The sequence below is a fragment of the Mesorhizobium sp. EU05-FHT14A09 genome, from assembly GCF_058790995.1.
In genome coordinates, this window is sequence record NZ_JBYTDF010000017.1 from 38,228 (window position 1) to 55,919 (window position 17,692).

Genomic DNA, 17,692 nt, shown 5'->3' on the forward strand with positions numbered 1-17,692 from the left:
GGGAAGAGGCGTTGGCGCGGGCCAAGCCATATCCCTCGAACGCCGCGTTCCTCCCAGGCGTATTCAGGAACCGTCAGGATAGGGAGTCATCTTGGCCCTGGGCTATCATACCGAAGTACGACGCCAGGCTGCGATCAGCCGCGGCCGTGCAGCTTCTTCATCAGCTCGGCGCGGTTGCGTACGCCGGCCTTGACCAGGATGCGGCTGATGTGGGTCTTCACCGTCGGCAGTTCGATGTCGAGCCGCCGGCAGATGTCCTTGTTGCACATGGCGGCGCCGACAAGGTTGGCGATCTCGCGCTCGCGTGGCGTGAGCCCGGGAATGTCGAGCGCCGACGCTTCGTCCTCATCGGACAGCACACTGTCCTCGACAAAACCGACCAGCCTGTCGAGGAAGGTGAGATTGTCGGACGTGAAAGGTCCGTTGCGTTCGCTGCGCAGCAATGAGGCGCCGGCCACGATCCGCGCTCCGGCGCGGAAATAGAGCTCGGTCTGGTGCACGGTGTTCTGCGGCACCAGGAATTGCTCGAAATATTCGGGCGCGCCGGCATCGCGGCGCGCGGTCTCGCGGGTCACCGAGCGCAGCCTGATGCCGGCCTGGCCGACACGTTCAGGGTGCAGCGGGTCGAAACGCCAGAAGCGGTGGTAATAGCGGTTCAGCCAATAGGGCGAGAGGCCCGACAGACGATGGTCGACGACATGCTTGCCGTCCTCGACGCGATAGAAACAGCATCCAACCAGCGGCATTGCCGCCGCGACGACGGTCAGGAACTGGTCTCCGAAGGCTGTCCTGTCGAAATGCATAAGCGTTGGCCCGATCCACGGAAGGGCCATTTCGGCCTCTCCGGCTCCCCTGTCGCGGCGATACTTTAACATCATAATATCGTTATGCGGCTGCCAAAATAAATCGAATTCCAACAATCGGGCCGCTCCTGGATCAATTTTTCAGGGTCTTGGGCCCTTGCAAACGCCAATTTGTTCAATGACAACCGGATTCGAGCCGGAAGCCATTCCGTTTCCGGCCAGATGCGGATTCCGGCTGATGCCGATGCGCCGCAACGGGAAGTATAAGACAATGTCCGCGATCGAAGCCGGTGTGAGAGCTCCGGAAAGCCTCTGGCGCTCCGAAATCAAGTCAACGCTGTCGCTTGCATGGCCAATGGTGCTGACCAATCTCGGCCAGACGGCGATGACCGCCACCGACGTCATGATGATGGGGCGGTTGGGATCCGAAACGTTGGCCGCCGGCGCGCTCGGTTCCAACCTCTATTTCATGCCGATGATCTTCGGCCTCGGCCTGATGCTGGCCACGTCGCCGATGATGGCAACGGAGCTCGGCCGTTTCCGCCATTCGGTGCGCGACGTGCGCCGCACCGTGCGGCAGGGGCTCTGGTCCGCCATCTTCATCGCCATCCCGATCTGGATATTCCTCTGGAACGGCGAGCGGATCCTGCTGGCCATGGGCCAGGACCCCGTGCTCGCGCATCAGGCCGGCATTTACATCCACTGGCTGCAATGGGCGCTTTTGCCCTTCTACGGCTATATCGTGCTGAGGTCCTTCATCTCGGCGCTCGAGCGTCCGGGCTGGGCCCTGATCATCGTCTTCATTGCGGTGAGCGCCAACGTGCTGCTCAACTGGATGTTCATGTTCGGCAACCTCGGCGCGCCGAAAATGGGCATTGCGGGCTCCGGCCTCGCCACCACCATTTCCTCGGTGCTGATGTTCATCGGCATGGTCCTGGTGGTGACACAACAGAAGAAGTTTCGCCGCTATCATCTGTTCGGCCGCTTCTGGCGCTCCGACTGGCCGCGTTTCCGGGCGCTGATGAAGCTCGGCCTGCCGATCGCCGGCATCCTGGCCTTCGAAGTGACGATCTTCAATGCCGCTGCCTTCCTGATGGGGCTGATCAACGCGCCGTCGCTGGCCGCGCATGCCATCGCCCTGCAGATCGCTTCGATCAGCTTCATGGTGCCGCTGGGTCTCAACCAGGCCGTCACAGTGCGCGTCGGTCTCGCCTATGGCGCCGGCGACAAGGACGGCATCAGTCGCGCCGGCTGGACCTCCTACGCCATGGGTGTCGGTTTCATGTCGTTGACCGCGCTCACCATGATTTTATGGCCGCGCGTGCTGATCTCCGGCTTCATAGACGTGCATGACCCGGTCAACAGCCAGGTCGTCGGCCTCGCCGTCTCGTTCCTGGCCTTCGCGGCGCTTTTCCAGATCGTCGACGGCGCCCAGGCTGTCGGCGCCGGCATGCTGCGCGGCCTGCACGATACCACGGTACCGATGATCTACGCTGCGATCGGCTACTGGGGCGTCGGTCTGCCGCTCGGCGCGCTGCTCGCCTTTCATTTCGGCTTGGCCGGCATCGGCATCTGGATCGGCCTTTCGACCGGACTGGCGGTCGTCGCCATCCTGTTGCTCAGCCGTTGGCTGCGCCGCGACCGACTGCCGGCGAAATCAGGCCCGATCACCATGCATTGATCGGGCCTGACCGGCCGCATCGCTGCCGAACGCGCGGTGATGGCGTCAGTATAGCACTGCTATAGACTCATCTCTATAGCAGTGCTATAGAGCGTGTATGGAGACACGCGACACCCTGCTGACTGCGGCCCTGAAGATCCTCGAGGAAGAGGGCGAAGAGCAGTTCTCGACTCGCAACGTCTGCGCGATCGCCAACGTCACCGCGCCCACGCTCTATCATCACTATGGCAGCGCGGACGGCCTGCTGAGCGCAGCCATCGCTGAGGCGTTCGCGCAATTTCTCGAAAGCAAGAAAGCGGCGGTCCAGTCGCCCGACCCGGTGACGGCACTGCGCGAAGGCTGGGACGACTATGTGCGTTTCGCGGCGGCCCGCCCAAGGCTCTACGCGGTGATGATGGGCCGTGTCCTCAAGGGCGGTCAGATGCCTGCGGCCGAGGAGGCGCATGCGCTGCTGATCGAACGCATAGCGGCGATCGCCGCCAGTGGTCGCTTGGCGCTGGCGATCGAGGTGGCGGCCGACCTGGTATGGGCCTCGGCGAATGCCGCATCCCTGCTTCACGTGACGGCCCGGCTGCGCAAGACGCCGCCGCCCACGCCTGCTGTCCTCGAGAACATCCGCGAGAACGCCATGCAGGCAATCCTGAATTCTCCCTCAAAGGATCCATCGCAATGAAAATCCTCGTCACGGGTGGGACTGGTCTTGTCGGCGGGCGCCTGATCCCGCGACTGGTGGAGGCCGGCCATGAGGTGTTTGCCCTCACACGTTCCGCATCATCCCACGGCCGGCTCAAGGCATTGGGCGCATCGCCGGTCGATGCCGACCTGGAGAGCAGTGCGCCCTTGACCCTGCCGGCGATCGACAGCGTCGTGCATGCGGCCGCGCTGTTCCGCTTCTCGGGCCCGCGCGAACCCTATTTCCGGACCAATGTCGACGGCACCGCTGCACTGCTGAAGGCCGCCGAGAAAGCCGGCGCAGGGACCTTCGTCTACATCAGCGCGGCGGGCATCATCATGGACGATGCCGGCTCGGCGATCCGTCACGCCGATGAAAGCGCGCCTACATTCCCGAAGCATTCTTCCGCCTATCTGGCGAGCAAGGCGCAGGCCGAGGCGATCGTGCTGGCCGCCAACAAGAGCGGCTTCCGCACCATCGCGCTTCGCCCGCCGGCGATCTGGGGGCCGGGCGATCCGTTCAGCCGCGCGCTGCCGACGGCGATCAGGTCCGGGCGGTTCGCGTTCATCGATCGCGGCGACTATGCCTTTTCAACCTGTCATGTCGACAATGTCGTCGAGGCGGTGCAATGCGCGTTGCAGCGCGGCGAGGGCGGGCATGCCTTCTTCATCAGCGATCGGGAAAGCACGACCTTCCGCGAGTTCGTTGCGGGGCTCGCCAAGTTGCAGGGCCTGTCCATCGATGGGCTGCGCTCGATCCCCTATCGGCTGGCATCCACGCTCGGCCGCTCGCTGGATGCCATCTGGGCCATCACGCGCCGGAAAAGCGACCCGCCGCTTTCGCGCTCGATGGTGCGCATGATCGGGCGCGAGTTCGGTATCGATGATGCCGCCGCGCGCCGCGAGCTGGGCTATGTCGGACGAACTTCGCACGCCGATGGCTTGCGAAGCTATGGGGCGACGGCATGAGCGCGGCTCAGCTGTCCGACGACATTGCGCCGAGCAGCCTGCGGATGTCGCCGAAATAGGCGATCGACCCGAACACCAGCGCAGCCACCGTGACGAAGAAGATCGACACCGCCGCCATGGTCGGCGTGTAGCCGTAGCGCAGCGCGTTGAAGATCTTGATCGGCAGCGTCTCGGTGGTGAAGCCGATGGTCATGTAGGCGACGATGTATTCGTTGAGCGACAGCACGAAGGCAAAGGCGAAGCCGGAAACCAGATAGGGCAGGATCAGCGGCAGCACCACGGTCTTCAGCACCGTGCGGTCGTCGGCGCCCATCGTCGACGCCGCCTCGACCAGCGAGCGGTCGATGGACGCGAAGCCGAGTGACAGCGTCACCAGCGGCAGCGTCACGAAGAAGATCGCGTGACTGATGATCGCCGTGTAGAACTGCCCGAACAGGCCGACCGTCGCCCAGAAGCTCAGGAAGCCGAGCGCGGTGATGACCGGCGGCAGGATGAAGGGCGCGAGACCCAGCACCTGGAAGATGTTCGCCCAGGGTGCGATGCGCCGCCACAGGAACCAGGCCAGCGGCAGCGCGATCGCAACCGCGATCGCCGCCGAGCAGATGGCCAGCGTCACCGAATGGATCAATGCCAGCCGCCATTCGGGATCGTTGAAGATCTGTCCATACCAGGCCAGCGAGAAGCCTTTGGGCGGGAAGGTCAGCTCCTGCTTCTGGTTGACCGAGACACCCGCCACCACGATCAGCGGTGCCGCCAGGAACAGCGCCACGAGGACGAAATAAAGCCGGCGAAGCACGGTCATAGCGCGTTCTCCTTGCGGCCGACCAGCAAAGTGAGCCCGACCAGCGCCAGCGAGATCAGCACCAGGAACACCGCCATGGCGGCCGCGAACGGCATGTTGGACTGGTAGATCGCCTGATCGGTGATCAGCACCGACAGCGTCCAGTTCGATGGCCGGCCGAGGATCTGCGGCAGCAGGTAGCAGCCGAGCGCGAAGACGAACACCATGATCAGGGTTGCCACGATGGTGTTGCGCAGTGCAGGAGCGACCACGTTGAAGAAAGCGCGCACCGGCGAGGCGCCCAGCGTGCGTGCGGCTTCCAGCAATGTCGGGTCGAGCCGCACCAAGGCGGGGTAGAGCACCAGGATCGTATAGGGCAGCGCCTGATAGACCATGCCGGTCAGCACCGCCCAGAAGCTCGGCAGAAGAGCCACCGGCTCCTTCATCAGCCCGATCGCGACGAACAGGTTGGTGATGCCGGCGGTGCGCGAGAACAGCGTCGACCAGGCAAAGCCGATGATGACTTCCGACAGCGACAGCACCGACAGCAGCCCGACCAGCCACAGCGTCTGCACGGCGCGCGGGCGCTTGGTCAGCAGATAGGTGAAGGGAAAGGCGATGACCACGCAGCACACCGCGACGAGGACAGCCAGAAGCAGTGAGAAGCCGAGCACCGAACCGAAGAAGGTGGTGAGGAAGCGCGCATAGTTGTCGAACACGAAATCCGGCGTGTAGAAGCCGGCCGGGTTGCGCTTGAAGAAACTCACCGCGATCATGATCGAGAACGGCACGACGAAGAAGACGATGAGCATCAGCGCCGGAAAGAACAGCGGCGTGTAGTCGACGAGGGTCCTTGCCGGTTCGCGTCTCATGGCTGCAGCACCACGCAGCTTTCCGGCGGCAGCACCACGCCGATGGCCTGGCCGACGCTGACATTGGGCCGCTCGCGCGGGGTGGCGACCGCCACGATGGTGGTGCCGCCGGCCTCGACGAAGGTTTCGACCGTGCCGCCGAGATCTCGCACGAAGCTGACGGTGCCCGGGATCGCGCCGGCGCCGGGCGTCGAAAAATGGATATCCTCGGGTCGGATCGAGATGGTGGCCTTGGCCGCGCCCAATGGCAGGGCGACGCCGGGAACCGCGGCGCCCAGCACGGTGGTGCGTCCGGCGCTGTCGGCCTCTGCCGGCAACAGATTGGTGATGCCGATGAAGTCGGCGACGAAGGCATCCGCCGGCTTGCGGTAGATCTCGATCGGCGAAGCGGCCTGCAGGATCTTGCCCTTGCCCATGACGACGACCAGGTCGGCCATGGTCATCGCCTCACGCTGATCATGGGTGACGACGACGGTGGTGATGCCCAGGCGCTGCTGCAACTGGCGCAGTTCCACCTGCATGGCTTCGCGCAGCTTGGCGTCGAGCGCCGACAGCGGCTCGTCGAGCAGGAAGAGTTTCGGCGACAAGGCCAGAGCGCGGGCGATCGCCACACGCTGGCGCTGGCCGCCGGAGAGTTTCGCCACCGGCCGGTCGGCGAAGCCGGGCAGATGGATCATCGCCAGCAGTTCCTCGACGCGCTTGCGCTGGTCATCCTTCGAGGCGCCGCGGATGCGCAGCGCATAGGCGATGTTCTCGCCCACCGTCAGGTGAGGGAACAGCGCCAGCGACTGGAACACCATGCCGAGATTGCGCTTGTGCGTCGGCACGCGGGTGATGTCGTCGCCGTCGAGCACGATGGCGCCGCTGGTCGGTTCCTCCAGCCCGGCGATCATGCGCAGCAGGGTGGTCTTGCCGCAGCCAGAAGGGCCGAGCAGGCAGATGAATTTTCCGTCCGGGACGGAGAGGCTGACATCGTCGACAGCGGCGAAATCGGCAAAGCGTTTGGTGATCGAGTTTATGGACAATCCGGGCATGGCGTTATCCTGCTTGGCTGGTCGTGCATGCGGATGGTTTGGTCGCTTCCGCCTTGGAAACTAGCGGAAGGCGGTCGAGCGGTCGATGCGAAGATGCGGAGCCCGCAAGCGGGCTCCAGATGTCGTCGCGAAAGTGGGAGCGTGATCAGCCGACGATCAGCTCGGTCCATTTCTGGTTGATCGCGTCGGCCTTCGACACATAGAGGTCGTAGCGCGGGATGATCGGCGCGATGTCGGAAGACACAGCGGCGAATTCTTCCGGCTTCAGGTCGAGAACCTCGCGCTTCAGCGTCGGTGCGGTGCCGACATTGCGCGACATCAGGCCCTGGATCGCCGGCTGGCTCATATAGTCGATGAAGGCGTGCGCCTCGTCGACCTTCTTCGAGGCGCGCGACAGCACCCAATTGCCGGAATCCTGGATGCCGCCTTCCTTCGGGAACGTCGACCGCACAGGCTGGCCATCCTTGGCGGCAAGGCCGGTGACGTCGTGGTAATACTGGCCCATCGGGATCTCGCCCGACTTCAGCGCCTGCTCGAACTGTGCCTCGTCGCGGTACCACAGGCGCACATTCGGCTTCACTTCGGCGAGCTTGGCAAACGCCTTGTCGATGCCTTCGTCGGTGTCGAGCGCGTTGGTGCCGCCCATGAAGGTCTTCGCCGTCACCTCGACGAGGAAGGAGTTGGAGGCGAGCGCCAGCAGGCCGAGCTTGTCGGCATTGGCCTTGTCCCACAGCGCATCCCAAGAGGTTGGCGCGTCCTTGTAGACATTGGTGTTGGTGACCAGCGTGATGTACCAGGCTACCGCGCCGATGCCGGCGACGCGGCCGTCCGGATATTTGTTGATGAACTGCGGCAGCAGGTCGCCATAGTGCTTGAACTTGGCGGTATCGAGCGGCTGCCACAGCTCGGTCGACTGGCCTTTCAGCGTCGAGGTCTGCGACATCATCGAAAGGTCGGCCGGTGCCTGTCCGGCCTTGGAGGCCTGCTCCAGCTGCACCAGCCAGGCTTCGCCGGTCGGCTCGGCCACCGATTCAACGGTGATGCCGGTCGCCTTGGTGAATTCCGGGAAGATGTGCTGGTCGAACGACTTCTTGAAATAGCCGCCATAGACGCCGACCTTCAGCGACTTTTCCTGGGCGCGCAGGATGGCGGGCATTGCCAGCACGCCCGCGGCGGCAACACCGGCGCCAAGCACGCTGCGCCGGCTGAGCATGGTCTTCATGATCTCGGTCATCACTGTTCTCCGTTGTTCCGGCTTTGCCGGGTTCCCTTATGGTTTTCTTATAAAACGGCGTCACTGGATAGAGCATGATCTGTTCCGAAAACCAGTTCGGGGATGATGCTCCCATCCAGCGGTGTCATCCCTTCAACGCCGGGCTGAACACCATCAGCGACAGGATCTCGAACAGCACCTGCGCGCCGGCATGGGCGGTGTTGGTGGTGGTGTCGTATTGCGGCGCCACTTCGACGACGTCGCCGCCGACGATGTTGAGGCCTTTCAGCCCGCGCAGCAGTTCAAGGACTTCGCGCGTCGTCAGGCCGCCGACTTCCGGGGTGCCGGTGCCGGGCGCAAACGCCGGGTCGAGGCTGTCGACATCGAAGGAGATGTAGGTCGGGCCATCGCCGACGATCTTGCGGGCCTTCTCGATGATGGCGGCAATGCCGAGGCCCGGAACCTCTTCGGCGTGAACGACCGTCATGCCGGACTCGTAGGTGAACTCCCACAGATATTCGGCGGCACCGCGGATGCCGATCTGGATGGTGCGCGACGGGTCGAGCACGCCGTCGAGCACCGCGTTGCGGAAGGGGCCGCCATGGTGGAACTTGGTCTGGTCGAACGCGCCGCCGGTGTCGCAATGCGCATCGATGTGGATCATGCCGACCGGCCGGTTCTTGCCGACGGCTTTCAGGATCGGATGGGTGATCGAATGGTCACCGCCGACCGACAGCGGGATGACGCCGGCGTCGACGATCTGGTTGAGCCGCTTTTCAATGTCGTCGTGGCTCATCTCCAGACGGTAGCGGCTGCGGAACGGCACATCGCCGATATCGGCCACGCGCAGTTCATGGGTCGGGGCGCAATCCAGCACGTGATTGTAAGGTCCGATGCGTTCGATGGTGCGCAGCGCGCGCGGGCCGAAACGCGAGCCCGGGCGATTGGTGACGCCGAGATCCATCGGCACGCCGATCATCGCCACCTGCAGGTCGCCGAAATCGGGATTGTCGGCGGCGACTTCGCGATACGGTGCGGTCAGGAAGGTCGGGATGCCGGAGTAGGGCGCCAGGCGGGTGCCGCCCTTGGAGAAGATCTTGTCCGCGACCCGGCGGAACTTCGGATCGAACAGCTCGCCGCCATGGCTCTCGCCATATTTTTGGCGCAACGCGTCGAGCTTGCCTCTGTCGAAACCCATCCTGCAACTCCTCCTGTTGCACATGACCCCGAAAATCGGGATCGATTTTCGGAAAGGATCATGTGCCAGATCAAACTGGCGAGCCGCTGTGCCTCCGATGCGGGGCATGAACCAGTTTCGGCTGCCTGCGATACCGTGTTTTTATGATTGATTGCCGCGGATTGTCGGGGTGCGCGGATGGAAAATCAATTGATATTGTTATAGCGCTGGCTGTTAGAAAACCTCACACTGTACCTTGACACTCCCCCATGACCCGCCGTCTTCCACCCCTCAACCCCTTGCGAGCTTTCGAAGCGACGGCCCGGCACGGTTCGCTTTCCAAGGCGGCGGCCGAACTTCATGTCACCCATGGCGCGGTCAGCCATCAGATCAAGGCGCTGGAACAGTCGCTCGGCGTCAAGCTGTTCGAACGCGCCGGCTCGCGCCTGAAACTCACGCCACACGGTGCCGAGCTTCTGCCGGCAGTATCCGGCGCCTTCGAGGGCATCGCTGCCGCTGCCGCGCGGCTGACCCGCCCGGCCAGCAGCGGCGCTCTGGTCGTCTCCTGCGTGCCGGCACTGTTGTCGCTGTGGCTGATCCCACGCCTCGGATCGTTCACCGCACGCTATCCGGACATCCGGCTGAAGCTCCTCGCCTCCAATGATGACCGGGACATCCGCCAGTCCGACATCGATGTCTGTGTGCATTACGGCGACGGCAGCTGGAGCGACTGCTGGATCCGTAAATGGTCGGGGCTGGAACTGTTTCCCGTCATCAGTCCGACGCTCGCCAACAACCGGCCGATCCGCTCGATACGCGACCTTGCCGACCACGTCCTGCTGCACGGCGACGACGGCCGCGAGTGGCACACCTGGCTTGCCGCCGCCGACGCGCTCGATCTCGAGCGGGTCTGCCGGCGCCATCAGTTCAACGACGCCCGCCTGTCGATCGAGGCGGCGCTGCATGGCCACGGCGTGGCGCTCGGCGACACGATGACGGCGAGCCGCCTGCTGGCGATGGGCCAGCTGATCGTGCCGTTCGGTCTCTCGGTGCCGGCGGTGGACGATTTCTACGTCATCTGCCGCAACGAGATGCGCTCTACGCCGATCGTGCAACTGTTCGTGGACTGGTTGTTCGCCGAAAAGGCCGAGGACGAAAGCCGGGCCGAAACGGTGGGCACGCGGCTCAACGCGCGCCGCAAACGGCCCATGCTGCAACTGGTGGCGAAGACCGAAGAATGATCCAACAGTCATCTTGAATGACCGTTGGCGTGCGCGACCGCGCGCCGCGCCCGTTGGCGCGCAAGCCAAGTGGCCCGGATGGGCCGCGCCGGCGATTGAGGCGTCCTGGATGTGTCAGCATCCAGGACCTCTCGTATAAGGACGCTCGACAAGCGCCGGCGATGCCCCCATGTTCATGGCTTCCTGCCGTGCTGCTGAAGGGCGGGAAGCGCGTTAATCATTTCAATGCTAAGAGGCCTATCCGGTAACGGATGGGGTGGAAGCAGGTTTCGGACATGGCCAAGACTGACATTGCGCGGCGCGTCTACAACCACACCTGGAAGCTCGACCCCATCGTGCGGTCGCTGCTCGATACCGATTTCTACAAGCTACTGATGCTGCAGATGATCTGGGGCATGTATCCCAAGGTCGATGCCACCTTCTCGCTCATCAACCGCAAGACCAAGGTGCGGCTGGCCGACGAGATCGATATCGGCGAACTGCGCGACCAGCTCGACCATGCCAGAACGCTGCGTTTCACCAAGAAGGAAATGATCTGGCTGGGCGGTAACAACTTCTATGGCCGCAAGCAGATCTTCGAGCCGGAATTCCTTGCCTGGCTGGAGAACTTCCAGCTGCCCGAATATGAGCTGACCAAACGCGACGGCCAGTTCGAGCTCTCTTTCTCCGGCCCGTGGATGTACACCACGCTGTGGGAAATCCCGGCGCTCGCCATCATCAACGAATTGCGGTCGCGTTCGGCGCTCAAGGCCTTCGGCCCATTTTCGCTCGACGTGCTCTATGCGCGCGCCAAGGCCAAGATGTGGGCCAAGACCGAACGTCTCAAGCAGCTTCCCGGCATCCGCATCTCCGACTTCGGCACGCGCCGCCGCCACTCCTTCCTGTGGCAGCGCTGGTGCGTGGAAGCACTGAAGGAAGGCATCGGCGATGCCTTCACCGGCACCTCGAACGTGCTGCTGGCGATGGACAACGATCTCGAAGCGCTCGGCACCAACGCGCACGAACTGCCGATGGTGCTCGCAGCACTGGCCAACTCCGAGGCCGAGCTGCGCCAGGCGCCCTACAAGGTCCTGCAGGACTGGCAGCGCTACTATGGCGGCAACCTGCTGATCGTGCTTCCCGACGCTTTCGGCACCGCTGCCTTCCTGCGCGATGCGCCGGACTGGGTCGCCGACTGGACCGGCTTCCGCCCGGACAGCGCACCACCGATCGAGGGTGGCGAACGCATCATTTCATGGTGGCGCGAACGCGGCCGGGATCCGCGCCAGAAACTGCTGATCTTCTCCGATGGCCTCGACGTCGACACCATCATCGAGACCTATCGTCATTTCGAAGGCAAGGTGCGCATGTCCTTTGGCTGGGGCACCAATCTCACCAATGATTTCGAGGATTGTGCGCCGGTGCCGACCGACCGGCTGAATGCCATCTCGCTGGTGTGCAAGGTCATCGAGACCAACGGCCGCCCGGCCGTGAAGCTCTCCGACAATCCGGCCAAAGCGACAGGCGATCAAAAGGAGATCGAGCGCTACATCCGCGTCTTCGGCGAGGAAGCGCGGGTGCGTCAGCTGGTCAAAGTCTGACGATGCATGAATTCGAAAAGTAGCAGACTTTTCGTAGCATGATCATGCGGCGATACCGGAGGCCGGCGGGCATCGTTGCCGCGCGCCGGATGAGCAGACAGCCCCTTCATCGCCGGGGCATGACGTTGATTGGCGCCGGGGTCGCAATCGCGGCAGCGTTTCTTCCCGTACAGGCCTTGGCGCATGCTTCCGATCGCGGCCACGTCCTGCTTTTGCCGACCAATTATTATCTGGCCGGTGGTGCCTTCGCGGTGGCGGCGTCGTTCCTGGTGCTCATTCTGGTGTCGCCGCAAGCGCTGGGCCGCTTGTGGCGCAGGCGTCGTCCCCTTTTCAGGTTCGCGGATGCCGCACGCGTAGCGGTCAGCCTGCTTTCCTTCGCTGTTTTTGCCGCGCTGGTCGCAGCCGGGTTCTGGGGCAGTCGCGACCCTCTCTCCAATCCCTTGCCGTTGACGATCTGGACGTTGTTGTGGACCGGCATGACCTTGGCGCAAGGGGTGTTCGGCGATCTCTGGTCCTGGCTGAACCCATGGTATGGGCCCTGGCGGCTCGTCACCTGGCTGATCGGCGCCCGGCACGGACGAAAGCCTGTGCCGTCGTGGATCGGCTATTGGCTGGCTTTCGTGTTTTTCCTTGGCTTTGCCTGGTTCGAGCTGATTTATCCCGCACCCGACGATCCCGCGAGACTGGCGATCGTGGCCAGCGGTTACTGGCTGCTCAGCTTCGCCCTGATGCTGGTGTTCGGTTATGACGGCTGGAGCAGCCGAGGCGAGTTCCTCAGCGTCTTCTTTTCGATGTTGGCAGGGTTCTCGCTGCTGGAGCGCAATGAGGCCGGCCGGTTGTCGCTGTGCTGGCCCGGCGCCAAACTGCTCGATGCCTTGCCGCTGCCGCCGAGCGGTGCTGCTTTCCTGCTGCTTGCCCTGTCGTCGGTCTCTTTCGATGGGTTGATGCGAACCTTCTTCTGGCTTGGCTTCAACGGCATCAATCCGCTCGAATTGCCCGGCCGCACCGCGATGACTGGCATAAGCAGCATGGGTCTCGTCGCGACGTTCCTGTTGCTGGCGTTTCTGTTCGCTGGCGCGATCCTGATCGGCCGCTGGCTGACGGGGAGCCGTCCGTCTCTGCTCGAGCTTGCCGGGCTGCTGGTCTGGTCGATCGTTCCGATCGCGCTCGCCTATCACATCGCGCACTACCTCACCGACGTGCTCGTCAACGGTCAGTATGCACTGGTAGCCCTGTCGGATCCCTTCGCACTGGGCTGGGATCTGTTCGGGACAGCGCATATGCCGGTCACTGCCGGCGTGACCGCTGGCGCGGACGCTGCCTGGTGGCTGTGGAATATGCAGGCGGCCCTGATCGTAGGCGGGCATATTCTGGCCGTGCTCGTCGCCCACGCTTTGGCGTCACGGCTGGTGCCTGCAACGTCGCAGGTGGCCTTGTTGCAGGTTCCACTCACCGTGCTGATGGTTGGCTATACGCTTTTCGGTCTCTGGCTGCTCGCCACGCCCACAGCAGGCTGATGCCAACAGTCATTTTGGGTGACCGTTGGAGCGCGTGACCGCGCCGGCGCTTGAGGCTTATGATGCCTCTTACGGGCAATGTTGGCTTGCCTTGGCAGGGGTTTAATGCTTGGTTTGCCTCGCGATTTCGTGCGGCCGCTGAAGGCCGCGGGTCCATGCCATGAGGGGGAATTCGATGACTGGCCGCTTCTTCGATCTGAGCAAGGGCAAGACCTCCCGCCGCACCGTCCTGAAAGGACTGGCAGCCGGCGCCGGCCTGGCGGCAGCACCTGGTCTCGTGCGTTATGCGCAGGCGCAGAGCTCGGCCCCGATCAAGATCGGCTTCCAGGCGCATCGCACCGGCATCGGCGCTGCATACGGGCGCTGGTATGAAAGAACGACCGCCGCCGCCGTGAAAGCGATCAATGCTGCCGGCGGCATCAATGGCCGCCCGATCGAAGTGGTCATCGAAGACGACGGCACCGACGCCGCGCGGGGTGCCGAAGTGGTGGCCAAGCTTGCCACCCAGCACAAGGTCGACATCGTCTACGGAACCCTGTTCTCCAATGTCGTGGTCGGCTCCGCGCCGACGGCAGGTGAACTGAAGATTCCCTATTATGTCGTGTCGGAAGGCTATCACGTCGCGTCCGGCAAGTTGAACCGCTATGTGTTCCAGCCGGGCATCACCGACGTGCGCGCGCAGGTGACTTCCGTTGCGCCATGGATCGCCGCCAATGCCGGCAAGAAGATCACCATGATCTTCCCTGACTACGCTTTCGGCTACGACCATCGCGACTACCTGCCGCCGGCCCTGCAGAAGGCAGGCGCGGAGGTCGTGGCAAAGATCGCGATCCCGCCGACGGAATCCTCCTTCACCAAGTATTTCCCGCAGATCCCGTCCGATACCGACGCGATCTACCACGTCATGGTCGGGCCGGCGGTGCTCACTTTCGTCAAGGAACTGGGCGACTTCTACGGGTCGACCGGGCCGAAGCTGTTCGGTTTCATCGACTCGCTGGAAGCAGTCGACATCAACAGCCCCGGCCTCGAATATCTCGACGGCAGCCATTTCTGGGAAGGTTCGCCGCGCTACGCGCAGGCTGATGACACCGATGCGCAGAAGGCCTATCGCGCCGCCGTCGGCATCGACGACAATGGCGCGGCCGTCGCCGACGCCAAGGACGTTTCCACCGCCGCCCATATGTTCGGCTGCTGGGAAACACTCTACGTCATCAAGAAGGCGATGGAGGATGCCGGCTACAAGGGGCCGGAAGATCGCGCCAAACTGGTCGAGGCGACCGAGGCGCTGACCGAATTTGCCGAGGGTCCGGAGCATCCGCAGGGCAAGAAGCTCTTCAACGGCAAGATCCACCAGTGCTTCGGCCACCAGAACATCTCCAAGCTGGAAGGCGGCAAGCTCAAGGTCGTGCACAAGACGGCGATCGAGGACGGCATGTACGAGCCGGAGGCCGACTACACCAAGCAGTCTCTGTGATGATCCTGCCGTCGAAGGCCGGGACCTGAATGGCTTTCGGACCGCATCTTCTGCTGGCTACCCTGGAAGGGCTGGTTACCGCGGCAGTGCTGGCGCTGACCGCGCTCGGCCTGTCGCTCGTGTTCGGCGTGATGCGCATCGTCAACGTCGCCCATGGCGAATTCTTCATGCTGGGCGCGGTGCTGGCCTGGGCGGTGGCGACGGCACTTGGCGCCCACCCGGCCATCGGCTTCGTGGCGGCGCTGATCGTGGCGCCGCTGGTGGTCGGTGCGATCGCGCTGCTTTCCGAACGGTTGGTGTTGCGCCGGCTCAATTACGATCCGGAAGCCACCATCGTCGCCACAATAGGCCTGCTCTACATCATCCAGCAGCTGGCGCTGAGCTTCTATGGCCCGGAAGCGCGGCCGGTGACGCCACCTTTCAGCTATCGCGTTCTGCTGCCCTGGTTCGGCTATTCCGGCTACAAGCTTTCGATCATCGCCGCATCCGGCCTGCTGCTCATCGCGACATGGCTGGTGCTGACGCGCACGAAGATCGGTCTCGTCATGCGCGCGACGCAATATGATCGCGAGATGGCACAGGCCTTCGCCATTCCGGTGGAGCGCGTCTATGCCGGCGTCTTTGCGCTGGGAGCCATGCTGGCGGCATTCGCCGCGGTGCTGATCGTGCCGATCAGTCAGGCGCACTATCTGATGGGGCAGGATCCGCTGCTGTTGTCCTTCATCGTCGTCATCATCGGCGGCCTCGGTTCACTGCGCGGCACCGTGGTGGCGGCACTCCTGATCGGTTTGTCTGACGGCATCGTCTCGATGTTCTTCTCGCCGACGCTGGCCAAGCTCATCGCGACGCTGGTGGTTGCGATGGTGCTGGTGTTTCGTCCGCAGGGCCTGTTCGGAACGGCGGCCCGATGACGGCGACGGCAAGGATCTATGGGCTGCATGTGGCCGTGGTGGCCGTGCTGTTCGCGCTGAATTTCCTGCTGCCTGACTACCATCATGGCCTGTTCGCACGCATCCTGGTGCTGGCCACCTTCGCCATGGGCTACAATCTCCTGTTCGGCTATGCCGGTCTGCTGAGCTTAGGCCACGCCATGTTCTTTGCCGCTGGTCTCTACGGCAGCGGACTGGCGATCACCTATCTCGGTTTTGGTGTTCTCTCGGCCTTCGTCGCTGGCCTCGCCTGTGGAACCATTCTGGCGCTGGTGGTGGGGGTCCTGGCGCTCCGCACCTCCGGTGTCGCCTTCATGATCGTCACCATGATGTTCGCGCAGGCCTTTGTGCTGACCATCGTCTATTTCAACCAATGGACGGGCGGCGACCAAGGACTGGTGCTGCAGCAGGCGAGCCGCGTCCTGACGATCGGCAGCGCCAGCCTCGATTTCACGGCGCCAACCGTGCGTTACCTCACTGCACTCCTGCTGTTTGCCATCGTGCTGTTCGTCACGCTCGCCATCGTCCGCTCGCGCTTCGGCCGCGTCCTGGTGGCGATCCGCGAGAATGAAGAGCGCACGCGCATGCTTGGCTACGACACCTTCGCCAACAAGCTGGCGGCGGTCGTCCTGTCGGGCATTTTCTGCGCCGCTGCCGGCGCCGCCTATGCCTTGCTGTTCGGCTATGTCGGCTCCAATTTCGCCTCGGTGCAGTATTCCATCCTGCCGCTGCTGTGGGTGCTGGCCGGAGGAGCTGCCACCACGCTCGGCCCACTGGTCGGCACGTTGTTCATCTACTATGTGACCGACATAGCCAGCAGCTACACCTCGGCCTGGCTGTTGATCGTCGGCGCTGCACTCGTGCTCCTGGTCCTGTTCGCGCCGAAGGGTATCCTTGGTGCCGTCCGCCGTCGCTGGATCGGGTGGCTGCCATGACCCGGTCGTTGCTGACGACCCGAGGCCTGTCGCGCGATTTCGGCGGACTGCGCGCCGTGGACAAGGCCGATTTCAGCCTGATGCCGGGAGAGATCCGCGCCATCATCGGCCCGAACGGCGCCGGCAAGACGACCTTCGTCAGCCTGATCTGCGGCCGCATCCTGCCGTCATCGGGCACGATCGATTTCGCCGGTGCCGATATCTCCGCCTTGCCGGCGTTTCGTCGCGTGCGCCTGGGCATCGCCTACACGTTCCAGGTCACCAGCGTCTTCGCCAATCTCTCCGCCTACGACAATGTCGCGCTTTCCGTACAGCGCACCTTGACCGATGGCCGTTCCCGCGGCGCGGTACGCACCGGTGCCATGAAAGCGCTCGAGCAGGTGGGCCTTGCGGATCGTGCCGGAACGCTGGCCGGGCAGCTCGCCTACGGCCACCAGCGCCTGCTGGAAGTGGCCATGGGTCTGGCGTTGCAGCCGCGCCTGCTGATCCTGGACGAGCCGACGCAAGGGCTCTCCGATGGAGAGATCGAAAGCTTCGTCAGCCTGATCCGCGAGATCGCGCGCGGCGCCACCGTGCTGCTCATCGAACACAATATGCCGGTGGTGATGCAGCTTGCCCATCGCATCACCGTCTTCGACGCCGGCCGCATCATCGCTGAGGGCGATCCGGCGGAAATCCGCGCCAACACGCAGGTCCAGGAAGCCTATCTCGGAGCAGCGCATGGCTAGCCCGCATTCCTCACACTCGATGCGGCCTGCGCCGGTTCAAGAAACCGACAGGGCAGGAGCCGTGCGCAGCCGCGATGCGGGGCATC

General features: G+C 63.7%; 16 protein-coding genes. 10 read left to right on the forward strand and 6 right to left on the reverse strand.

All coding sequences use genetic code 11. From position 1 onward, the window contains the following. Positions 1–134: 134 nt before the first annotated feature. Positions 135–833 carry a helix-turn-helix transcriptional regulator gene (locus tag AC3WTO_RS30930; RefSeq protein WP_492465027.1) on the reverse strand — a complete coding sequence of 233 codons (699 nt, stop codon included), beginning with the start codon at positions 831–833 and terminating at the stop codon, positions 135–137. Positions 834–1,074: 241 nt separating this feature from the next. Here AC3WTO_RS30930 and AC3WTO_RS30935 point away from each other — a divergent pair, with 241 nt between their 5' ends. The 3 genes from AC3WTO_RS30935 (at position 1,075) to AC3WTO_RS30945 (ending at position 4,125) form a co-directional block, all read left to right on the forward strand. Beyond that, a complete protein-coding gene (locus tag AC3WTO_RS30935; RefSeq protein WP_492465028.1) occupies positions 1,075–2,484 on the forward strand; it encodes an MATE family efflux transporter in 1,410 nt (469 codons plus the stop codon). A gap of 97 nt (positions 2,485–2,581) precedes the next feature. Beyond that, a complete protein-coding gene (locus AC3WTO_RS30940; protein WP_492465029.1) occupies positions 2,582–3,157 on the forward strand; it encodes a TetR/AcrR family transcriptional regulator in 576 nt (191 codons plus the stop codon). Next, positions 3,154–4,125 carry an NAD-dependent epimerase/dehydratase family protein gene (locus AC3WTO_RS30945; RefSeq protein ID WP_492465030.1) on the forward strand — a complete coding sequence of 324 codons (972 nt, stop codon included), beginning with the start codon at positions 3,154–3,156 and terminating at the stop codon, positions 4,123–4,125. The genes AC3WTO_RS30940 and AC3WTO_RS30945 overlap by 4 nt, the downstream gene beginning before the upstream one ends. A gap of 7 nt (positions 4,126–4,132) precedes the next feature. On the opposite strand, the gene AC3WTO_RS30950 is transcribed toward AC3WTO_RS30945, so the two are convergent. From AC3WTO_RS30950 to speB, 5 genes are all read right to left on the reverse strand, one after another. Beyond that, positions 4,133–4,927: an ABC transporter permease gene (locus tag AC3WTO_RS30950; protein ID WP_492465031.1), complete on the reverse strand. Its 795-nt coding sequence runs from the start codon at positions 4,925–4,927 to the stop codon at positions 4,133–4,135. Further along, a complete protein-coding gene (locus AC3WTO_RS30955; protein ID WP_492465032.1) occupies positions 4,924–5,778 on the reverse strand; it encodes an ABC transporter permease in 855 nt (284 codons plus the stop codon). Before AC3WTO_RS30955 ends, AC3WTO_RS30950 begins: the two co-directional genes overlap by 4 nt. Next, positions 5,775–6,812 (reverse strand): ABC transporter ATP-binding protein, encoded by a 1,038-nt coding sequence (locus AC3WTO_RS30960; protein WP_492465033.1) that lies wholly within the window; start codon positions 6,810–6,812, stop codon positions 5,775–5,777. Before AC3WTO_RS30960 ends, AC3WTO_RS30955 begins: the two co-directional genes overlap by 4 nt. 145 nt (positions 6,813–6,957) lie before the next feature. Beyond that, entirely contained in the window at positions 6,958–8,046 is a 1,089-nt protein-coding gene (locus AC3WTO_RS30965) for an ABC transporter substrate-binding protein (RefSeq protein WP_492465034.1), read from the reverse strand. Positions 8,047–8,170: 124 nt separating this feature from the next. Continuing rightward, the gene (gene speB / locus AC3WTO_RS30970) at positions 8,171–9,223 is read right to left on the reverse strand and encodes an agmatinase (protein ID WP_492465035.1); all 1,053 of its coding nucleotides are present in this window, start codon (positions 9,221–9,223) and stop codon (positions 8,171–8,173) included. Positions 9,224–9,471: 248 nt separating this feature from the next. Here speB and gcvA point away from each other — a divergent pair, with 248 nt between their 5' ends. The 7 genes from gcvA (at position 9,472) to AC3WTO_RS31005 (ending at position 17,606) form a co-directional block, all read left to right on the forward strand. Continuing rightward, positions 9,472–10,443 (forward strand): transcriptional regulator GcvA, encoded by a 972-nt coding sequence (gene gcvA / locus AC3WTO_RS30975; protein ID WP_492465036.1) that lies wholly within the window; start codon positions 9,472–9,474, stop codon positions 10,441–10,443. Between the two features lie 275 nt (positions 10,444–10,718). Continuing rightward, complete coding sequence (pncB, locus tag AC3WTO_RS30980) at positions 10,719–12,023, forward strand: nicotinate phosphoribosyltransferase (protein WP_492465037.1); 1,305 nt, start codon at positions 10,719–10,721, stop codon at positions 12,021–12,023. 119 nt (positions 12,024–12,142) lie between these two features. Continuing rightward, entirely contained in the window at positions 12,143–13,540 is a 1,398-nt protein-coding gene (locus AC3WTO_RS30985) for a hypothetical protein (RefSeq protein WP_492465044.1), read from the forward strand. A gap of 175 nt (positions 13,541–13,715) precedes the next feature. Beyond that, on the forward strand, positions 13,716–15,014 hold the full coding sequence (locus AC3WTO_RS30990; RefSeq protein WP_492465038.1) for an ABC transporter substrate-binding protein: 1,299 nt from the start codon (positions 13,716–13,718) through the stop codon (positions 15,012–15,014). A gap of 29 nt (positions 15,015–15,043) precedes the next feature. Continuing rightward, the gene (locus AC3WTO_RS30995) at positions 15,044–15,925 is read left to right on the forward strand and encodes a branched-chain amino acid ABC transporter permease (protein ID WP_492465039.1); all 882 of its coding nucleotides are present in this window, start codon (positions 15,044–15,046) and stop codon (positions 15,923–15,925) included. Continuing rightward, positions 15,922–16,878, forward strand: a complete 957-nt coding sequence (locus AC3WTO_RS31000) for a branched-chain amino acid ABC transporter permease (RefSeq protein WP_492465040.1) — start codon at positions 15,922–15,924, stop codon at positions 16,876–16,878. The genes AC3WTO_RS30995 and AC3WTO_RS31000 overlap by 4 nt, the downstream gene beginning before the upstream one ends. Continuing rightward, positions 16,875–17,606, forward strand: coding sequence for an ABC transporter ATP-binding protein (locus tag AC3WTO_RS31005; RefSeq protein WP_492465042.1), 732 nt, complete (start codon positions 16,875–16,877; stop codon positions 17,604–17,606). The genes AC3WTO_RS31000 and AC3WTO_RS31005 overlap by 4 nt, the downstream gene beginning before the upstream one ends. Positions 17,607–17,692: the final 86 nt, after the last annotated feature.

What these genes read in the sequence shown, in the direction of transcription:
- AC3WTO_RS30930 (WP_492465027.1), bottom strand. Translation starts at nt 833, where the DNA reads ATGGCCCTTCCGTGGATCGGGCCAACGCTTATGCATTTCGACAGGACA.
- AC3WTO_RS30935 (WP_492465028.1), top strand. Translation starts at nt 1,075, where the DNA reads ATGTCCGCGATCGAAGCCGGTGTGAGAGCTCCGGAAAGCCTCTGGCGC.
- AC3WTO_RS30940 (WP_492465029.1), top strand. Translation starts at nt 2,582, where the DNA reads ATGGAGACACGCGACACCCTGCTGACTGCGGCCCTGAAGATCCTCGAG.
- AC3WTO_RS30945 (WP_492465030.1), top strand. Translation starts at nt 3,154, where the DNA reads ATGAAAATCCTCGTCACGGGTGGGACTGGTCTTGTCGGCGGGCGCCTG.
- AC3WTO_RS30950 (WP_492465031.1), bottom strand. Translation starts at nt 4,927, where the DNA reads ATGACCGTGCTTCGCCGGCTTTATTTCGTCCTCGTGGCGCTGTTCCTG.
- AC3WTO_RS30955 (WP_492465032.1), bottom strand. Translation starts at nt 5,778, where the DNA reads ATGAGACGCGAACCGGCAAGGACCCTCGTCGACTACACGCCGCTGTTC.
- AC3WTO_RS30960 (WP_492465033.1), bottom strand. Translation starts at nt 6,812, where the DNA reads ATGCCCGGATTGTCCATAAACTCGATCACCAAACGCTTTGCCGATTTC.
- AC3WTO_RS30965 (WP_492465034.1), bottom strand. Translation starts at nt 8,046, where the DNA reads ATGACCGAGATCATGAAGACCATGCTCAGCCGGCGCAGCGTGCTTGGC.
- speB (WP_492465035.1), bottom strand. Translation starts at nt 9,223, where the DNA reads ATGGGTTTCGACAGAGGCAAGCTCGACGCGTTGCGCCAAAAATATGGC.
- gcvA (WP_492465036.1), top strand. Translation starts at nt 9,472, where the DNA reads ATGACCCGCCGTCTTCCACCCCTCAACCCCTTGCGAGCTTTCGAAGCG.
- pncB (WP_492465037.1), top strand. Translation starts at nt 10,719, where the DNA reads ATGGCCAAGACTGACATTGCGCGGCGCGTCTACAACCACACCTGGAAG.
- AC3WTO_RS30985 (WP_492465044.1), top strand. Translation starts at nt 12,143, where the DNA reads ATGACGTTGATTGGCGCCGGGGTCGCAATCGCGGCAGCGTTTCTTCCC.
- AC3WTO_RS30990 (WP_492465038.1), top strand. Translation starts at nt 13,716, where the DNA reads ATGACTGGCCGCTTCTTCGATCTGAGCAAGGGCAAGACCTCCCGCCGC.
- AC3WTO_RS30995 (WP_492465039.1), top strand. Translation starts at nt 15,044, where the DNA reads ATGGCTTTCGGACCGCATCTTCTGCTGGCTACCCTGGAAGGGCTGGTT.
- AC3WTO_RS31000 (WP_492465040.1), top strand. Translation starts at nt 15,922, where the DNA reads ATGACGGCGACGGCAAGGATCTATGGGCTGCATGTGGCCGTGGTGGCC.
- AC3WTO_RS31005 (WP_492465042.1), top strand. Translation starts at nt 16,875, where the DNA reads ATGACCCGGTCGTTGCTGACGACCCGAGGCCTGTCGCGCGATTTCGGC.